Below are 18,156 nucleotides of genomic sequence, written 5' to 3' on the forward strand. Positions count from 1 at the left end.
AGGTTCGAATCCTGCCGAGGGCACAGTCGAGGCCCTCCCGCCGTAAAACGGCTGGGGGTCCTCTTCGCGTTGTGGTTGTATGGCGCCCGTGTCGCGTGACGCCGCCTACTGAGATGTGGGCCGGGCGGTGGTTGGGCAGGCACCTGCTTGTGAAGGACCTGGCCATGGGCACATACGCCACCGGCTACGGGTGATCTCCCTCGGTTGTAACGCTGCCGTCGCACGCACACACAACGTGAGGACATCCACACCCCGTGTCATCTTTCAACGAGAGCGTCATCGCAGAGTTCAGGGCCAACGCCGGCAAGGTCGGCGGGCCCTTCGAAGGGGCCGAGCTGCTCCTTCTCACCACCACCGGCGCCAGGTCCGGCAAGCCGCACACCGTCCCCCTCGGGTTCCTGCGCGACGACGGCGGCACGCCGCTCGTGGTCGCGTCCGCCGCCGGGGCCGACCGGCACCCCGCCTGGTACCACAACCTCCTCGCCCGCCCCCTCGTGCAGGTCGAGACCGGGACCGAGGAGTACGAGGCCGTCGCCGTGCCCGCCGCGGGCGCGCGGCGCGACGAGCTGTTCGCGCAGGTCGTCCGCGCGGAGCCCGGCTACGGGGAGTACCAGGGGCGCACCGCGCGGGTGATACCCGTCGTGGCCCTCCAGCGCACGCACGAGGTCCCCGAGGAGGAGGGCGGGATCGCCGGCAAGCTGCTCGCCGTGCACGGCTGGCTGCGGGCGCAGCTGGCGCACGTACGGGAGCTCGCGGGCGAGGGTCCGCGGGAGGGCGGGGCGGCCTCGCTCGGGCTGCAACTGCGCCAGCACTGCCTGGCGTTCTGCCACACGCTGGAGTTCCACCACCGCAGCGAGGACGCGGGGCTGTTCCCGTACCTGGAGCAACAGCATCCGCACATGCGGGAGTTCTTCCGCCGCGTCGGCGCGGAGCACGCCGTCATCGCGCGGCTCCAGGAGGAGCTGGTACGCGCCCTGGACCCGCCCGGCGACGGCTCCGGCGACGGCTTCAACGGCCGCGTCGAGCGTATGAGCCGGGAGTTGGAGTCCCATCTCGATCGGGAGGAGGAGCAGTTGCTGCCGGTGCTGCGGGCTCTGGAAGGGTGACGCGGGCCTCGGCGCCGCCCTCGGTCCGGTTGCGGAAGGCGAGGGTGGCGCCGAGGACGCGGGCCTGGCCGACGGCGATGGTCAGGCCCAGCCCGTGGCCCTTGCCCGTGCCCTCCGTACGGAACCGCTGCGGGCCGGCCTCGATCAGGTACTCCGGATAGCCCGGCCCCGCGTCGGTCACCGTCACGGTCGGGCCGTCCACCGTGACCGTGACCGGGGCGGCGCCGTGGCTGTGCGCATTGGCCACGAGGTTGCCCAGGATCCGCTCCAGGCGCCGCCGGTCCGTCTCCACCCTCGGGGAGGCGAGCACCGTCAGGGCCGTGTCGGTGCCGGACGCGCGGATCGTGCGGGCCGCCAGGTCGGCGAGGTCGTGCGAGTCCAGCTCCACGCGTTCGCTGCGCGTGTCCAGGCGGGAGATCTCCAGCAGGTCCTCGGTCAGCGAGCGCATCGCCTGCACCCGGTCCCGTACGAGCTCGGCCGGGCGGCCCGGCGGAAGGAGCTCGGCGGCCGCGTTCAGGCCGGTCAGCGGGGTGCGGAGCTCGTGGGCGACGTCCGCCGTGAAGCGCTGCTCCGCCTCCAGCTTGCGCTGGAGCGTCGAGGCCATGGTGTCCAGGGCCCGGGAGACCGCCGCCACCTCGTCCTTGGTGCGGGCCTTGTCGCCGACGCGGGCGTCGAGGTCGCCGGCGCTGATCCGGCGGGCCACCTGTGCGGTCACGTGCAGGCGCCGGGTGATCCGCGTGACGCCGACCGCGCCGATGAGGAGGGTGACGGCGATGGCCAGGCCCGAGGAGCCGAGGATGGCCCGGTCGAGGTTGGCGATGGTCCGCTCGGCGCCGCGGAAGTCCACGGACACGGCGAGCGCGGTGCCGTCCTCGGCGGGCGCGGCCGCCCACATCACCGGGCGGCCGCGGTAGCTGCCGACCGCCGTGCCGCGCTTCCCGTCGAGCGCCAGCGCGTGCAGCCCGGGCGGCAGGCCCGCGGGGTCGATGCCCTCCCCCCGGGGCAGGCGCGCACCGGTCTCGTACGCCTGGACGGTCCGCTCCAGCTTGGTGAGGGCCTTCTCGCGCGCCGTGCCCACGGTCTGGCGGGTCATGGCGCCGTGCACCAGGCAGCCGAGCAGCGCGGCGAGCCCGCAGCACATCAGGGTGATGAAGACCGTGGCCTTCCAGGTCAGGGTCGAGGTCCAGGCGGGCAGCCGCAGGCGCGGCCGCAGCCGCGCTCTGCGCTGCATCTCGTTCATGGTCAGGTCACGGTAATGCGCCCGCCCGGGCGGGCGAGCGGCGGGATCCGGCCGGATCCCGCCAGATCCGGCCATATCATGCCCTGCCCTACGCCGTGGGATGCTCGAAGCCCTCCCGACCGGAGCCGGAAGGGCTGCGCCACCACGGATGTGACCCCCTGGAGGTCAGCTCAGGCCGCTGGTGCGTTCGCCGATGCGGTCGCCCTGCGGAGTGCCGGCCCGCTTGAGAGCGGCCTTGGTGTGCAGTCCGCCCTTGACCTTGCTCCGTACAGGACCGTCGAAGCCGTGACCCGGGTGGCGCGGCGGCTGCGAAGCCTCCTGCGCCTTGGCGATGGCCGCCCGGACGTCCCGCTTCTGCTCTTTGTTCATCCCGTCGTCAACTCCCTCAGGAAGCACCCAATCGGACTACTGGGATCGTATGCATATATACGGAGCAACGCACCCGGACCGGAGCGTAAAGAAATCAAGGAGTCGAGCCGGACGCCGGTGAAGAGGCCGGACGCTGCGGAGTCCCCAGCGCCGCCTGGACGATCTCCTCCGGGCAGGGCGTGCCCCGCGGCAGCTGGTACTTCGCCGCCACCCGGTACTCCCCCGGCGCCGGGACCAGCAGCTCCGTCCACACGTCACCCTCGCTGTCCGGGAGCGCCTTGAACAGGCACCCCGCGGTGTTCGCGAACTCCTTCGGCACGGCCCCGCGGGCCTTGGACCCGGCGGTCTCCTGGGGCGGCGGAACCGGCTTGCCCGCCCCGTCCACCAGCCCCAGCCACGGCGAGTGCGGGATCCGCACCCGCACCCGGCCGGCCTGCTTCGCGTCGATGACCAGCTGGTCGGCGCCCGCCCGCACCACGCTGGCCGGTCCCGTCACCAGATTCGTCGGCGTGTCGACCTTGAAGAGCCGCCAGTTCGCGTCGCCCCACACCTGCTGGAGGTACGGCAGCCCGGCACGCACCAGCTTCGCCTCGTCCTCGCCACCCGAGTCGGGTTTGTCGGCGGGCAGCACCACATAGTGCACGGCCCAGCGCTCCAGCCAGGCCCGGTAGCTGTCGGCGGTGAGGGTGTCGTCGTAGAAGAGCGGGTTGCGCTCCAGGTCGGCCTGCCGGTTCCAGCCGCGCGCGAGGTTCACGTACGACGGGAACGCGGAGGACTCCCGGTGGCTGCTCACGGGGACGACCTCGACCCGGCCGCGGTCGGCGCCCGCCTTCTGCAGCTGGTCCACGAGCGGGGCGAGCTCCCGGTTCCAGGCGGCGACCGGGGTGGTGCGGACGATGTCCGTGATGCTGTTGGTGGTGATCCAGGCGTTCAGACCGACGAACGCGAGCAGCACCCCGTACCAGCGCCGCGAGCGCGGGACCTCGTACGGGAGGGCCGCCAGCAGCACGGCGCCGCCGAACAGCATCACCATCCTGGTGACGTTCGATCCGACCTGGGAGTCGACGACCCAGGTCAGGAACACCCCGAGGGCGTAGACCGCGGAGGCGATCCGGACCGTCTTCCAGCGCCGCGGCACGAGGAGGAAGATCAGCAGCCCGAACAGGAACGGCAGCCCGGCCGAACCGATCTTCATGGGCTGCGTCCCCGAGAACGGGAAGAGCCAGGCCGACAGCCCGACCACGGCCACCGGGGCCAGCCCGAGCGCGTACGCACCCGGGCGCCGCCCGCTCAGGAACAGCGCGGCCGCGATCACCCCAAGGAAGAGGCCCGCGACGGGACTGGCGGCGGTCGCGATCCCTGCCAGCGGGGCCGCCACCGCGGCCTTGGCCCAGCGCCGCCGCGCCCACTTGCGGGGCCAGCAGAAGACCGCCGCGACCGCGCCGAGGGCGAACATCGCGCCCAGCCCGAAGGTGACCCGGCCGGAGAGCGCGTTGCAGAACAGTCCGTACGCCCCGGCCAGGGCGGGCCACACCGGCTCGCGTACGGCTCCCCGGCAGCGGGTCAGGATCAGGGCGAGCAGCCCGGCCGAGACCGTGCCCGCGATCATCATCGTGGTGCGCACGCCGAGCATGTGCATGAGGTACGGCGAGACCACGCTGTACGAGACGGGGTGCATGCCGCCGTACCAGGCGAGGTTGTAGGCCGAGTCCGGATGCCGGCCCACGAACTCGGCCCAGGCGTCCTGCGCGGCGAGGTCGCCGCCGCTGTTGGCGAAGGCGAAGAACCAGACGACGTGCAGGACGGCGGCGAGCAGGGTGGCGACGAGCACCGGGTGCCGGCGCAGCGGATCGAGGGCGCGCGTGCGCCGCCGGGGCTGCCCGTGCGGCCACTGCTGCGGCGGCACGGCGCCACGGCCGGGGCCGCCGCCGTCCCGCGACGGGATGGCTGCCCTGGGCCGGCCCTGCTGCTCAGCGGTGGTCACTGCCGCACTCCCAACATGGATCCCCTCCGGCACGCGTCTGGCGTCCCGGGTCCCTCGGCCGTCTCTTGCGGATCTCGTCCGGTCGGCGGGACCGAGCGGACACTCGCTAGACGCGCCCCGGCGCCCCGGGGTTGCCCGGGGCGCCGGATCAGCGCTCGTGGCCGCGCCGTCCGCGGCGGGCGCGGACGGGCCCGGACGGGCGCGTACAACTGCGGACGTCTGCGGACGCCGCGGACGGCGGTCAGCCGATGCGCGTCAGCTTGCTGCCGATGCCCGGTGAGGCCAGGTCGCTCTTCAGTGCCACCGGCACCTTGACCTGGCTGGCACCCTCGCCGACGGTCAGCACGCCGACCTCGGTGCCGGCCCTCGCGGTCTGCGGCATCGCGCCACCGCCGTCCGCGAGCTTCACGGTCACGGTCAGCGAGGCCCACCCGATGGCCTGCACGTCGGCGGTGGCGACCACCGGCGTCCGGCCGCCGAGCCCGTCGTCGACGTAGCCCACGACGTCGCCCTTCTTCACCACGGTGGCACCTTCGAGGGCCTTCTGCGTGCCGACCATCAGCTGCTTGCTCGCGGCGAGCACGGTGTCGATGATCGACGGCTTGTGCTGGCCGAGGACGGCACCCACGATCAGCTGGTTGGTGTTGCCGATCTTCTTCTGCGCGGCGAAGAGGAGGTTTCCGCCCGCCTTCGTCGTCGTACCGGTCTTGATGCCGAGCGCGCCGCTGGGTCCGGTCAGGCCGTTCCAGTTGCGCCAGCTCTTGCCGGAGGGGTCGACCCAGTTCGGCTTCTTGGTGATGTCGAGCAGCGTCTCGATCTCGACCAGCTTCAGGCCCAGCTTGACCTGGTCCTCGGCGGTGCTGACCGTGGTCGCGTCCAGACCCGAGGGGTCCGTGTACGTGGTGTTGGTCATGCCGAGTTCCTTGGCGGTGTCGTTCATCTTCTTGACGAACGCCTCCTGGGAACCGGAGTCCCAGCGCGCGAGGAGCCGCGCGATGTTGTTGGCCGACGGGATCATGAGGGCGGCGATCGCGTCGTATTCGGAGATCTTGTCGCCCTCCTTCACCGTGTCGAGGGTGGACTCGTTGTTGACGGAGTCGTTCTTCTTGCCCTCGGTCTCGGCCGTCTTGTCGACGTCGATCATCGCGCCCTGCTCACCCTTCTTTATGGGGTGGTCGCGCAGGATGATGTAGGCCGTCATCGACTTGGTGACGCTCGCGATCGGCACCGGCTTCTGCTCGCCGGACTGGCCGAGCGTGCCGAGGCCGGCGGCCGCCATGTACGCCTGCCCCTCGCTGGGCCAGGGCAGCTGCGGCATCGCGCCCTCGAAGGTGTACGAGGACTTCGCGGTCATCACGAGCTTCGGCTGGGGCAGCGGGCGTACCAGCTGCACGATGGCCAGGATGATCCCCAGGAGCACGACCAGCGGCGCGTAGATCTTGAACCGGCGGACGGCGGTGCGCAGGGGGCTCGGCGGCGGGGGCGGGTTGTTCGTGAGGTCCGCCAGCATGTCGAGCGGCGGCTTGGGCGGCAGCGGCTGCTGGGTGGTCCGCTCGCTGCGGTCGCTGTGGTCCAGGCGCTCGGTGGCGGTCGAGGCGGACGCCGGGGCCGACGGCCTCGACGGGGCCGGCGGGGTCGGCGGGGTCGGGCGGACCGGGGGCTTCGGCTTGACCTCCGTCGCAACGTCACCGTCGGTGCGCAGCGGCACGAAGGTGCTGGCCTTGGGGGCGTCGGGGCGCGGCGCCGCCGCCGGCTTCGGGGCGCGGAAGACGGCGGTGCGCTCGCTGTCCTCGGCCGGGGCCGGGGCCGACGCCGGGGCCTGGCCCGAAGCGGAAGGGGAAGCGGAGCCCGGCTTCACGGCGGCGGGCTTCGACTTCTGCCCGCCGTCGGGCTTCAGCGCGTCCACCTTCGGCACCCGGAACACGGCCGTGCGCTCACTGTCGGCCGGCTCACCGGCCGCAGCCGACGGCTTCGACGCAGCGGCCGCGGCACCGGAACCGGAACCCGCCTCACGAGACGCAGCCGACCGCCCCTCCGAGGACTTCCCAGCGCCCTCCGAACCCGGCCTCACGGCACGGAACACAGCCGTACGCTCACTGTCCACCGGCTCACCGGCGGCAGCCGACGGCTTCGACGCAGCGGCAGCGGCAGCGGCAGCGGGGCCGGACGCGGCGGGGCGTTCGTCAGCCTGCGCCGGCGGCTCCTCCGCGTCGGCGGAGCGGGGCTTCGCCCCACGGAACTCGGCCGTACGGCCGCTGTCCGCCGAATCGGGCTCGGGCTCCGCCTTGCCGGCCGGAGCCGGAGCCGGATCCGAAGCGGAGTCGGAGTCGGAGTCGGAAGCGGAGTCCGAAGCGGAAGCGGAACCAGGAGCAGCGGCCTTCGCCGAGGCCGCCGAGTCGGCGGCCTCGGCGGCCTCCGGCTCCTCAGCCGTCGTGGCGACCCAGGCCGCCACGGCCTCGCGCAGCGGATCCTGCCGGTCGGCCTCGCCACCGGCACCGGTCTCAGCCTCGACCTCGACCTCGACCTCGGCCTCGGCACCCTTGTCGCCCGCACGGGCGACGGCACCGTCCTCGGATTCCCTCGGCCGGAGCACCGAGAGCCTCGGGTCGTGCTCCGCGGACGACTCCGCCGCCCCCGGCGTTCCTTCATCTACCGACTTGTCGGGGGACTCGCCCGCCACCGCTCCTCCTCATCGCCGCCACGTTCGGCTGTCCGAATGTCTAACAGTGTCCCGTCTCGGGAGCATCGCCCCCGTGCCAGACGAGAACGACATAGCTGCGGGTTCCCCCACAAAGCGGCCACGCGCTCTCGACAGATGAATGTGAGAGGCGTCACCCTGTCACTCATCCACGCGGGGAGGCATGGATGGGCAGGAGCCGCAGAACAATTCCGGAGGAGCTTCTGCTGCTCGCCTTGGACCCGGCCACGGGTACCACGGCGCAGCCGCAGTCGCTCGACCTCGGCCTGGCCGGGGCACAGCTAGTGGAGCTGGCTCTGGCAGGACGGATAGCCCCTGATGGGGATCGTATCGCCGTGGTGATGCCACGGCCGACAGGAGATCCGACTCTGGACTCCGCACTGGAACTGCTGCGCAGGCGCGGCAGCCCGGTACGGGCCGTCCACTGGATCGGCGGACCCCGGCTGGGGCTTCGTCAGATTTACCTCGCGCACCTCGAGCGCTGCGGCATGGTCCACGCCGTCGCGGGACAGATGTGCGGAGTGTTGCCGACGACTCGCTACCAGGCGACGGACACGGAGATCAGCCGGGAGATCCGAGCCCGGCTCGACAGTGCGATCCGCACCGGCGTACCGCCGGACCCGCGGACCGCGGCGCTCGCTGCGCTGGCCCACGCGGTCGGACTCGGCAAGCACCTGTACCCGGGCAACGAGGGTCGCTCGTCCAGGTCCCGGCTGCGGGACCTGATCAGGCACGACCCGATGGGCGGACTCGTGGCGCACGCCGTGATGGACGTCCAGAACGGTGTGGCCGCTCAGCCACGCCGGGACCGCGCGCCGGCACCGCAGGCCCGGCCCGCGGCGGGCGGCGTCCCGTTGCAGCCGCGCCGCACAGGAGCGATGGCACGCGTGCCCGCGCACTGATCCACCCCCGGTGAGGCCCGGACGGTTCCCGGGTCCCCGTTGCACCGCTCCACCACCGCATCGCCGCACCACCGCACCACCGCAGAGCAACACCACCGCCGGGACCGGCATCCGCGAGGATCCGGTCCGGGGGCCCCGGCGCNNCGCCGGCTCCGCCGTCCCGCGCGTCCGTGTTTTCCCTGCCGTTCCCCAGCGGCGCCGCCCGCTTCGGTGGCAGTCTGCTGAACATCAGACACGCAGAGAGACACTGCACGACAGAAGAAGGCGGAGGTGCCGTTCACGTGGCGTCCAATGTCAATCCCACCGTCCGACGCCGCCGACTGGGAATGGAGCTGCGCAAGCTCCGCGAGGACAAGGGCATGACGGCCGAACAGGTCGCCGAACGCCTCCTCGTCTCCCAGTCGAAGATCAGCCGACTGGAGAACGGCCGCCGTTCCATCAGCCAGCGCGACGTCCGCGACCTGTGCGACGTGTACGAGGTCGAGGACCGCCGGCTCATCGACTCCCTCATGCAGATGGCGAAGGACTCCCGCCAGCAGGGCTGGTGGCACGCCTTCGGCGACATCCCGTACAGCGTGTACATCGGGCTGGAGACCGATGCCGCCAGCCTGCGCACGTACGAGCCGCTGGTGATCCCGGGCCTGCTCCAGACCACGGAATACGCGCAGGCCCTCGTACGGGGCGCGTGGCCGGAGACCGCCCCGGCCGATGTGGACAAACGGGTCCAGGTCAGAATGCACCGGCAGAAACGTCTGTCCGAGACGGAGAACAACAACCCGGACCTCGGTCCGCTGCGGCTGTGGGCGGTGATCGACGAGGCGGCGCTGCGCCGGCACGTGGGCGACGCCCAGTTGATGATCCGGCAGCTCGAATACTTGATAGAGCAGTCGGAGCAGCCGCACGTCACGGTGCAGGTGATGCCTTTCGAGCTGGGCGCGCACCCCGGCGTGAACGGCCAGTACGCGATCCTGGAGTTCCCGGACGCGTCCGACTCGACGGTCGTCTACATCGAGGGTGTCACCAGCGACCTGTACCTGGAGAAGGCCAACGACGTCCAGAAGTACAGCGTGATGTACGAGCACCTGCGCGCCCAGGCTCTGGGGGTCGACAAGACACAGGAGTTCATCTCGCAGATCATCAACGAATATGCCGAAAAGGTTGAATAGTCCTGTGGCGCAGGGGACCGGCGGGTGAGGGGACGGGGCACCGTACACCGTCGATCCCCGGCCACAGAAGGCTTGAATGGAATATGCCACTCGGTCGGGTGAATGCCTCCTTCACCCGTCAGGAGCTGCGGGTAGCGTCGATCAGGTCAGCCGGAAATGGCCGACAAGACACCGGAACTACTCGCTCACCGGAGAGAAACATGGCTATTCGCCAGGGCGCCACCGACAACTGGGTCAAGTCCTCCTACTCCGCCAACGGCGCCTGCGTCGAGGTCAAGTCCCCCGTCATGGAGGCGATCGCCGTGCGTGACTCGAAGGTGCAGGACGGCCCGTCCCTCACCTTCGCGCCCGGCTCGTGGACCTCCTTCGTCACCGACGTCACCGAAGGCCGGCTGGGACGCCTCGCCTGAAGATCACGACGCGTCCCGCGCGTCCCGCCGGCATTGCCTTGAGCCCTCTCGACCGACCCGCCGTCTTGGCCGAGGGGGCTCGGCCATGCCCGCGTCAGCGCAACCGGTCGACGTACCGGTCCGTCCCCGGCACCGTCGGGATGAACGGGGCCACGAGCTCCACCCGGCCCAGGCCCGCCTCCGCGACCTCCGCGTCCAGCCCCTGGAAGCGGTCCCAGCAGGTGCGGGGGTCCTGCTCCAGGAACCACAGCAGCGTGAGGCGGGTGTCGACCCCCTCCACCTGCTTGACGTACGTCATCCGGTCACCGGGCAGCGGTGTCGGCCGGAAGACGGTCACCATCGCCGCCGGGGACCCGTGCAGCCGCCTCGACAGGGCGCGCGAGCGCAGCCACTCCAGCAACTCGGCCCGCCGGTGCGGGCCGTCGGCGTCGACCACCTGCATGACCAGCCCCGCGTAGGGGTGGTCGAGGGCGTGGTAGTCCCGCGGGCCGGCGGCGCCGTCGCGGTAGACCGTGGCCGCGTGGTCCTGGAAGGCCGTGAAAACGTGGGTCCGGTCCTGGTAGACGCGCCCGTCGCGGTTGAGCCGCTTGTTGATGCCGACGGTCCACTTCATGTGCTCGTCGTAGCGCCCCGCGGTGACCCAGTACGTCGACAGGTAGCAGCCGGCGGTGACCGGCTGGGCGACGGCCGACTTCTCCGGGTAGCGCAGCTCCTGGAGGTCACGGGTGGCCACCCAGCGGCGGCCCGCGTACATCCACGGCATGGCCATGGCGCCCGCGTAGTAGTGGTCGTCCTCGTACCAGCGGTTGTACGCGTACTCGTGGCCCGGGTGCGGCTCCACCATGGTGATCAGCGCGTGGCCGGGGCGGACGCCGTAGGGGCCGACCGCCGCCAGCGCGGCGTAGTCGTCGACGCGGGTGTCCTGCCGTGGGTCCTGCCGTGGGTCCTGCTCTCCTGTCGTCATGGGAACGGTCTAACTGATGCAGCGTCAGGTGGGGAGGGGGCGGGCGGAGTCGGGGTGTCCGGGTGGCCGGCGTCCACCCCTCGGCAGATCCACGCGCACCCGTCTCCCCGAGGAGTTCCCGTGCCCGAGGGCGCGCCGGAGCTCCGCGCGGCCGTCGTGCTCGCCCCGTCCGGCTCCCAGCGGGCCCTCGCCCTCATCATCCGGTGCTTCGGGCCGGCGGGAGCGCGGGTGGTGCCCATGCCCTGCGGCGAGGAGAGGGTCGCACCCTGCCGGCGGCCCGACGGGCCGCGGTCGCGCAGATCGCGGCCGGGCTCGGCCTGTGGCTGGTGGAGGGCCACCCGTACGGGGACCTGCGGTACGAGGGCCGGGAGGTCGCGTGGCCCGCCGGCCACCCGCCGGGGCGGCGCCTGGGCCGACTGCGTGCGCCACGGCGCTCCTGCGGGCCGCGGGGTGGCGCAGCAGGCGGCGGACCTGCACACCTCCACGGTGGACCTGGACGCGCACATGGCCGCCGTGCACATCGCGTACCGCGAGCGGCGCGACGCCCTGCACAGTGCCCGGAGCCGGATCCTGTCGGCGGACTGCGCCGGGAGCCCGAGGGCGGGCGGGATGTTCGTGTGGGCCCGGCTCCCGGCGGGTCCCCGACGCGACGGCCCTGCCGAGGGCGGGCTTGGCACACGGGCACACGACGGCGGAGTGCGGCGCTGCGCCGCGGGATGTCAGTGCTGGAGCCCGACCTTGAGCAGCACGATGAGCAGCCCGAGGAAGAGGTTGATGGCTCCGGCGACCAGCATCAGGCGGCGGGAGGCGCCGGCGCGTCGGGCGGCCAGGGTCGCCCAGCCGATCTGCCCGGCCAGGGCGACCAGGAGCGCCAGCCATGCGATGCCTTGCGGTCCCAGACCGAGCAGCGGGGCGACGGCCGCGGCGGCGGCGGGCGGCACGGCCGCCTCGATGATCGGGCGTTCCTCCCGGGCCGTACGGCGGACGGTAGTCCAGCTCAGCCGGCTCACCATGCGGGCGCCGAAGAGGCGGGCGAAGACGTGCGAGGCCCAGAAGACGACGCCGGTGCCCAGCAGCAGCGCGATGAGCTGCAGCCTCGGGAACGAGCCGAGCGTCCCGGCGCCGACGACGACGGAGGCGGCGAGCAGCGAGCCGTAGACGGCGCCCGTGTAGTCACCCCGGACCTCGTCCGAAGCGACTGCCGGAGCCGCGTACGAAGCCTCCTCCAGGGCGGGCTGCCGTGCGGCCTCCGGGCGGGACCCTCGCGCCGGCCCGCGCTCCGGGCCGACCCCCTGGCCGCTCTCCCGGATGGGCTCCGGACCTTGACCCCGAACGGATCCGGGACCGCTCTCCCGGGCAGGCTCCCGGCCGGGCCCGGCACCGGGCTCCCGGACGGGCCCGGGGCCGGGCTCCCGGACGGGCCCGGGGCCGGGCTCCTGGCCGGGCTCCCGGCCGGGCTCCGGGATGGGCTCCCGGAGGGGCTCCTGGCCAGGCTCCCGGACGGGCTCCTGGCCAGGCTCCGGACCTTCACCCCGAACGGGCCCGAGACCGCCCTCCCGGTCGGGCCCCTGGCCACTCCCCCGGACGGGCTCCGGGCCTTGGCCCCGAGCGGGCCCGGGACCGCTCTCCCGAACAGGCTCCCGGACGGGCCCGGGGCCGGGCTTCTGGCCGGGTTTCCGGACGGGCTCCGGACCTTCGCCTCGGACGGGCCCGGGGCCGGGGTCCCGGACGGGCCCGGGAACGCTCTCCTGGCCGGGCCCGGGGCCGCTCCCCCGGACGGGCTCCGGCGCTTGGCCCCGGCCGGGCCCGGCGCCGGGCTCCTGGCCGGGCTCCTGGTTGTCGGCCGGGGCCACTACGACGCGGCTCCGGACCGGGTGGTGGGCCACTTGAGCTCGATCTCCATCTCGATCTCGCCGTCGCCGACCTCGACCTCGATCTCGGTCCTGAGTTCGTCGGGGACCCGCAGGCTCATCGTCCCGGGGCCGAGTTCCAGTTCGGCGTTGCCGCCGTGCCGCAGCGCCTCCGCGAGCGCGGCGAGCTGATCGGCGGCCTCGAGGCGCGTAAGGGAACTCTTCTGCTCGAACTTCAGGTCCTTCACGGCTGTCTCCTATCCGCGCACGACCAGCGGGACCCGCACCGGGGTGTACCGGGGTCCAACGGGACGCACCGGTATGTACCGGGTAAGGCTCATTGTGGCGCCGCAGCGGAGGCCGGGCATCCCGGGGCCGTCCCGCCTCGCCGTCACCGCAGCCGGTCGAGGGCCAGCGCGAGGACGTCGCGCCATTCCATGGGCGGGCCGCCCACCGGGGCGCCGGGCCGGCCTGCGGGCACCCGTACGCGCAGGGCGCCCGGGCGGATGGAGCAGGTGACGGGTGTCGGCAGGGTCAGGGCCTCCCCGTCCACGGCGACCGGGATGCTCTCGGCCTGCGAGCCGATGACGACCTGCCGGGAGGTCAGGACGTGCAGGCCCGCCGCCCGCGCGCCCCGCAGAGCGACGTCCGCCGCCTGGGCCGCGTTGTTCACCCGGATGCCGACGACGCCCAGTACGCCGAGGTCGAGGCGGGCCCGGCGTGCGCCCACGGCCATCGGCTCGGGGGACGAGTAGGGGTTGTTGCTGACCAGCAGTGCCTGCTGGCCCTCCAGGCGCGTCCCGTCGGCCGTCGCGTCGAGGGGGTGGCCGGCGTAGCCGAGCAGCAGGTCGGGCAGTGCGTTCAGCGCCGAGTCCGCCTTGGCGTCCCGGTACTCGGGGCGCTGCACGACCTCCGCGTAGACGCCGAACGAGGCCGTGTTCACGAAGGCGCGGCCGCCCACGAAGCCCAGGTCGATCCTGAGTTCCTCCCCGTCCGCGAGCGCGTCCAGGCACCGGGCCGGGTCCTCGCGGTCCAGGCCGAGGTCCATGGCGAAGTGGTTCCTGGTGCCGGCGGAGATCACCAGGAACGGCAGGCCGTGCTCGGCCGCCACCTCGGCCACCCGGGCCTGGGTGCCGTCGCCGCCGGCCACCCCGAGCAGGTCCGCCCCCTCGGCGACCGCCCGGCGGGCGATGGCGGCGACGTCCGTGACGACCTCGGTGTCGAGCAGCACCACGCGGGCGCCGAGCGCCTCGGCCTTCTCGACGAGGCCGAAGCGGCCGACCTTCCCGCCGCCGGACTTCGGGTTCATGATCAGCACGGGGTGCCGGGGGCGGTCGGCGGCGACCGGCCGCATGCCGGCGGGTGGCCGGGCCGCGCGCAGCGCCGTCCGCGCGCACCCCACGGCGACCGCCCACAGCACGATGGCGGCCAGCGCCGTGGGCCACAGGTCGGCCCGGGCGTAGATGACGAGGATGGCGACCGGCGCGGCCACGGCCAGCACGGTCCCGGCCAGCCGGACCGGCCCGCGGTGGGCGACCACCCACCAGGTGCCCACGGCGGTGAGCGCCGCGCCGGCCACCCCGACCGCGATGACGATCAGCCCGCCGCCCTCGCCGGCCGCGACCAGCACCACCACCGCCGCGAGCGCGCACACCAGCGCCAGCAGGGCGAGCAGCCGGGCGCGCGGGGGCGCGCCGGCAGGGTGCGAGAGCGACATGGTCCTCACGTCCTCCGACCAGGTCCCGGCGCGGTGGATCGTCCCCGCCGGATGCGTTTCCCATCCGATCATCCCCCGAACACCTCCGACCGTCGACGCGGACGAGCCGGTCGACGGCCCGGACACGCGCGCGCCCGTCCGGGCCGTAGCGGGCCGGGTGCTCGGGCGGATCCCCGGCCTCCGGGCACGGGCCCGGCCCGCCGGCGGTGCGCGCCCCTTCCCATGGGGGCGGGCGCGCCCTAGCCTGACGGGTCGTCAGATGTGGCCGCATCCGCCTGGAGGTACGCCGTGCTGTTGCGAGGGAAGACCGTCATCGTCTCCGGTGTCGGGGCCGGGCTCGGGCATCAGGTGGCCGCCGCCGTCGTCCGCGACGGCGGGAACGCCGTGCTCGGGGCGCGGACCGAGGCCCATCTCGCCAAATCCGCCGCCGAGATCGACCCCGACGGCGCCCACACCGCGCACCGCCCGACCGACATCACCGACGAGGCGCAGTGCGAGGCCCTCGCCGCCCTGGCCGTGGAGCGGTTCGGGGGCGTCGACGCCGTCGTGCACGTCGCCGCCTGGGACTCGTACTTCGGCGGCCTGGAGGACGCCGACTTCGGCACCTGGCAGCAGATCATCGACGTCAACCTGCTGGGCACCCTGCGCATGACCCGTGCCTGCCTGCCCGCCCTCAAGGAGCGGGGCGGGTCAGTGGTCATCATCGGGACGCAGTCCGCCGTCGCCGCGCCCAACGAGGTGCAGCAGGCCGCGTACGCCGCCTCCAAGGGGGCGCTGACCTCCGCCATGTACTCCATGGCCCGCGAGCTCGGCCCGCACCGGATCCGCGTCAACACCGTGCTGCCCGGCTGGATGTGGGGCCCGCCCGTTCAGGCCTTCGTCACCTTCACCGCCCACACCGAGAACGTCCCCGAGGCCGAGGTCCACGCCCGCCTCACCCGGCGCATGGCGCTCCCCGACCTCGCCACCGACGGGGACGTCGCCGACGCCGCCGTCTTCCTCGCCTCCGACCGCGCCCGGGCGATTACCGGCCAATCACTGCTGGTCAACGCCGGTGAGTTCATGAGATGACCCACTCCTGCGCCGGGACGTCGGATCGTATGCTCGCCCCATGACCACTCCGAGTGAGGCTCCGACCGAAAACGCGATGCGCCGCGCGCTGCGACGGGCCCGAGACGGTGTCGCGCTCGACGCGGCCGAGGCGGCCGTGCTCCTCCAGGCGCGCGGCGAGGCCCTCCGGGACCTCGCCGCGTCCGCCGCCCGTGTCAGGGACTCCGGGCTCGCCGCCGCCGGGCGGCCCGGCGTCATCACGTACTCGCGCAAGGTCTTCATCCCCCTCACCCGCCTGTGCCGCGACAAGTGCCACTACTGCACCTTCGTCACCGTCCCCGGCAAGCTCCGCAGGAGCGGGCACGGGATGTACCTCTCCCCCGACGAGGTCCTCGACATCGCCCGCCGGGGTGCGGCGATGGGCTGCAAGGAGGCCCTCTTCACCCTCGGCGACCGCCCCGAGGACCGCTGGCCCGAGGCCCGCGAGTGGCTCGACGCGCACGGCTACGACGACACCCTGGCCTACGTCCGCGCCATGGCGATCCGGGTCCTGGAGGAGACGGGGCTGCTGCCGCACCTCAACCCCGGCGTCATGTCGTGGTCGGAGCTGCAACGCCTCAAGCCCGTCGCCCCGTCCATGGGCATGATGCTGGAGACCACCGCCACCCGCCTGTGGTCCGAGCCCGGCGGACCCCACCACGGCTCCCCCGACAAGGAACCGGCCCTGCGGCTGCGCGTCCTGGAGGACGCGGGGCGCTCCAACGTCCCCTTCACCACCGGCGTCCTGATCGGCATCGGCGAGTCCTACGAGGAGCGCGCCGAGGCCTTCTTCGAGCTGCGCCGCATCCAGCGCAGCTACCACGGCATCCAGGAGGTCATCGTCCAGAACTTCCGCGCCAAGCCGGACACCGCCATGCGCGGCATGCCGGACGCGGAGCTGGAGGAGCTGGCCGCCGCGATCGCCGTCGCCCGCCACATCCTGGGCCCGAGCGCCCGCATCCAGGCCCCGCCGAACCTGGTGGACTCCGAGTACGCCCTGCTCATCGGCGCGGGCATCGACGACTGGGGCGGCGTGTCGCCGCTGACCCCCGACCACGTCAACCCCGAACGCCCCTGGCCGCACATCGAGGAGCTGGCCGCGCGGACCGCGGCCGCCGGCTTCCAGCTGCGCGAACGCCTCACGATCTACCCGGAGTTCCTCCGGCGCGGCGAGCCCTGGCTGGACCCGCGGCTGCTGCCGCACGTACGGGCGCTGGCCGATGCGGAGACCGGCCTGGCCGACGAGGGGGCCGTCGTCGAGGGCCGCCCGTGGCAGGAGCCCGACGAGGGCTTCGCCGCGTACGGCGCCGGCACCGGGCGTACGGACCTGCACGCCACCATCGACACCGAGGGCCGCACCGCCGACCGGCGCGAGGACTTCGACCACGTCTACGGCGACTGGGACGCGCTGCGCGAGGCCGCGGCCCCCGGCATGGTGGCCGAGCGCATCGACACCGACGTACGCGCCGCCCTCGCGCAGGCCGCCGACGACCCGGAGAAGCTGACCGACGCGCAGGCGCTCGCGCTGCTGCACGCGGACGGGCCGGCCCTCGACGCCCTGTGCCGGATCGCCGACGACCTGCGCCGGTCGGTGGTGGGCGACGACGTCACCTACATCGTCACGCGGAACATCAACTTCACCAACGTCTGCTACACCGGCTGCCGTTTCTGCGCCTTCGCGCAGCGCCGCACCGACGCCGACGCCTACACCCTCTCCCTCGACCAGGTCGCCGACCGGGCCGCCCAGGCCTGGGACGTCGGCGCGGTCGAGGTGTGCATGCAGGGCGGCATCCACCCGGACCTGCCGGGGACGGCGTACTTCGACATCGCGCGGGCGGTAAAGCAGCGGGTGCCGGGGATGCACGTGCACGCCTTCTCGCCGATGGAGGTCGTCAACGGCGCGACCCGCACGGGCATGTCCGTACGGGACTGGCTGACGGCGGCCAAGGAAGCCGGCCTGGACTCGATCCCGGGGACGGCGGCGGAGATCCTGGACGACGAGGTGCGCTGGGTCCTGACCAAGGGCAAGCTGCCGGCGGCGGACTGGATCGACGTCGTCACCACCGCGCACGAGCTGGGGATCCGCTCCTCGTCCACGATGATGTACGGGCACGTGGACCAGCCCCGGCACTGGCTCGGCCACTTCCGCACGCTGGCCCGGATCCAGCAGGAGACGGGCGGCTTCACGGAGTTCGTGACGCTCCCGTTCATCCACACCAACGCTCCCGTGTACCTGGCGGGCATCTCCCGGCCCGGCCCGACGGTGCGCGACAACCGTGCGGTGACGGCGATGGCCCGGATCCTGCTGCACCCGCACATCCCCAACATCCAGACGAGCTGGGTGAAGCTGGGCAGCGAGGGCGCGGCCGAGATGCTCCGCTCCGGGGCGAACGACCTGGGCGGGACGTTGATGGAAGAGACCATCTCCCGGATGGCCGGGTCGGGTTACGGCTCGTACAAGTCGGTCCGGGACCTGGTGGCGGTCGCCGAGGCGGCGGGACGGCCCGCGAAGCCCCGTACGACGCTGTACGGGGAGGTGCCGCAGGAGCGGCAGCGGGCGGCCCTCGCCTCGGACGGGCACCTGCCGGAGCTGCTGCCCGTGCTGGACTGAGCGCGGCGGAGGGGGTCCGAGGCCCTGGGCCCGGGCCCCCTCGGCCACCG

Annotated in this window: 14 protein-coding genes; 6 read left to right on the top strand and 8 right to left on the bottom strand. The window is 73.2% G+C overall.

Annotated elements, in window-relative coordinates; translation table 11 throughout:
• Window positions 1–254 precede the first annotated feature (254 nt).
• Window positions 255–1,106: a nitroreductase/quinone reductase family protein gene (locus AVW11_RS24700; protein ID WP_076045989.1), complete on the top strand. Its 852-nt coding sequence runs from the start codon at window positions 255–257 to the stop codon at window positions 1,104–1,106.
• Here the strand turns inward: AVW11_RS24700 and AVW11_RS24705 are convergent.
• The 4 genes from AVW11_RS24705 to AVW11_RS38590 form a co-directional block, all read right to left on the bottom strand.
• On the bottom strand, window positions 1,009–2,337 hold the full coding sequence (locus AVW11_RS24705) for a sensor histidine kinase (RefSeq protein ID WP_076046018.1): 1,329 nt from the start codon (window positions 2,335–2,337) through the stop codon (window positions 1,009–1,011). The genes AVW11_RS24700 and AVW11_RS24705 overlap by 98 nt on opposite strands.
• Before the next feature lie 174 nt (window positions 2,338–2,511).
• Entirely contained in the window at window positions 2,512–2,715 is a 204-nt protein-coding gene (locus AVW11_RS24710) for a hypothetical protein (protein WP_225884808.1), read from the bottom strand.
• A 94-nt stretch (window positions 2,716–2,809) separates the two neighbouring features.
• Entirely contained in the window at window positions 2,810–4,699 is a 1,890-nt protein-coding gene (locus AVW11_RS24715; protein ID WP_420856397.1) for an MFS transporter, read from the bottom strand.
• Between the two features lie 241 nt (window positions 4,700–4,940).
• The gene (locus AVW11_RS38590; protein ID WP_076045991.1) at window positions 4,941–7,379 is read right to left on the bottom strand and encodes a D-alanyl-D-alanine carboxypeptidase family protein; all 2,439 of its coding nucleotides are present in this window, start codon (window positions 7,377–7,379) and stop codon (window positions 4,941–4,943) included.
• 185 nt (window positions 7,380–7,564) lie between these two features.
• On the opposite strand from AVW11_RS38590, the gene AVW11_RS24725 reads away from it, so the two are divergent.
• The 3 genes from AVW11_RS24725 (at window position 7,565) to AVW11_RS24735 (ending at window position 9,875) form a co-directional block, all read left to right on the top strand.
• Window positions 7,565–8,299: a GOLPH3/VPS74 family protein gene (locus tag AVW11_RS24725; protein ID WP_030845063.1), complete on the top strand. Its 735-nt coding sequence runs from the start codon at window positions 7,565–7,567 to the stop codon at window positions 8,297–8,299.
• A gap of 281 nt (window positions 8,300–8,580) precedes the next feature.
• Window positions 8,581–9,465, top strand: coding sequence for a helix-turn-helix domain-containing protein (locus AVW11_RS24730; RefSeq protein ID WP_076045993.1), 885 nt, complete (start codon window positions 8,581–8,583; stop codon window positions 9,463–9,465).
• Window positions 9,466–9,665: 200 nt separating this feature from the next.
• Window positions 9,666–9,875, top strand: a complete 210-nt coding sequence (locus AVW11_RS24735) for a DUF397 domain-containing protein (protein ID WP_030845059.1) — start codon at window positions 9,666–9,668, stop codon at window positions 9,873–9,875.
• Between the two features lie 94 nt (window positions 9,876–9,969).
• Here the strand turns inward: AVW11_RS24735 and AVW11_RS24740 are convergent, their stop codons facing one another.
• The 4 genes from AVW11_RS24740 to AVW11_RS24755 form a co-directional block, all read right to left on the bottom strand.
• A complete protein-coding gene (locus AVW11_RS24740) occupies window positions 9,970–10,839 on the bottom strand; it encodes a hypothetical protein (protein ID WP_076045995.1) in 870 nt (289 codons plus the stop codon).
• Window positions 10,840–11,558: 719 nt separating this feature from the next.
• On the bottom strand, window positions 11,559–12,068 hold the full coding sequence (locus AVW11_RS24745) for a hypothetical protein (protein ID WP_060179502.1): 510 nt from the start codon (window positions 12,066–12,068) through the stop codon (window positions 11,559–11,561).
• A gap of 623 nt (window positions 12,069–12,691) precedes the next feature.
• On the bottom strand, window positions 12,692–12,937 hold the full coding sequence (locus AVW11_RS24750; protein WP_078094457.1) for an amphi-Trp domain-containing protein: 246 nt from the start codon (window positions 12,935–12,937) through the stop codon (window positions 12,692–12,694).
• Between the two features lie 143 nt (window positions 12,938–13,080).
• A complete protein-coding gene (locus AVW11_RS24755) occupies window positions 13,081–14,406 on the bottom strand; it encodes a diacylglycerol/lipid kinase family protein (RefSeq protein WP_076046019.1) in 1,326 nt (441 codons plus the stop codon).
• Window positions 14,407–14,694: 288 nt separating this feature from the next.
• On the opposite strand from AVW11_RS24755, the gene AVW11_RS24760 reads away from it, so the two are divergent.
• Both AVW11_RS24760 and AVW11_RS24765 read left to right on the top strand, forming a co-directional pair.
• Window positions 14,695–15,477 carry an SDR family oxidoreductase gene (locus AVW11_RS24760; RefSeq protein WP_076045997.1) on the top strand — a complete coding sequence of 261 codons (783 nt, stop codon included), beginning with the start codon at window positions 14,695–14,697 and terminating at the stop codon, window positions 15,475–15,477.
• A gap of 40 nt (window positions 15,478–15,517) precedes the next feature.
• Window positions 15,518–18,106: a bifunctional FO biosynthesis protein CofGH gene (locus AVW11_RS24765; RefSeq protein WP_076045999.1), complete on the top strand. Its 2,589-nt coding sequence runs from the start codon at window positions 15,518–15,520 to the stop codon at window positions 18,104–18,106.
• Window positions 18,107–18,156 lie beyond the last annotated feature (50 nt).

Origin of the sequence: Streptomyces amritsarensis, from assembly GCF_001953875.1 — a bacterium.
In the GTDB taxonomy this organism is placed as follows: Bacteria; Actinomycetota; Actinomycetes; order Streptomycetales; family Streptomycetaceae; genus Streptomyces; species Streptomyces amritsarensis.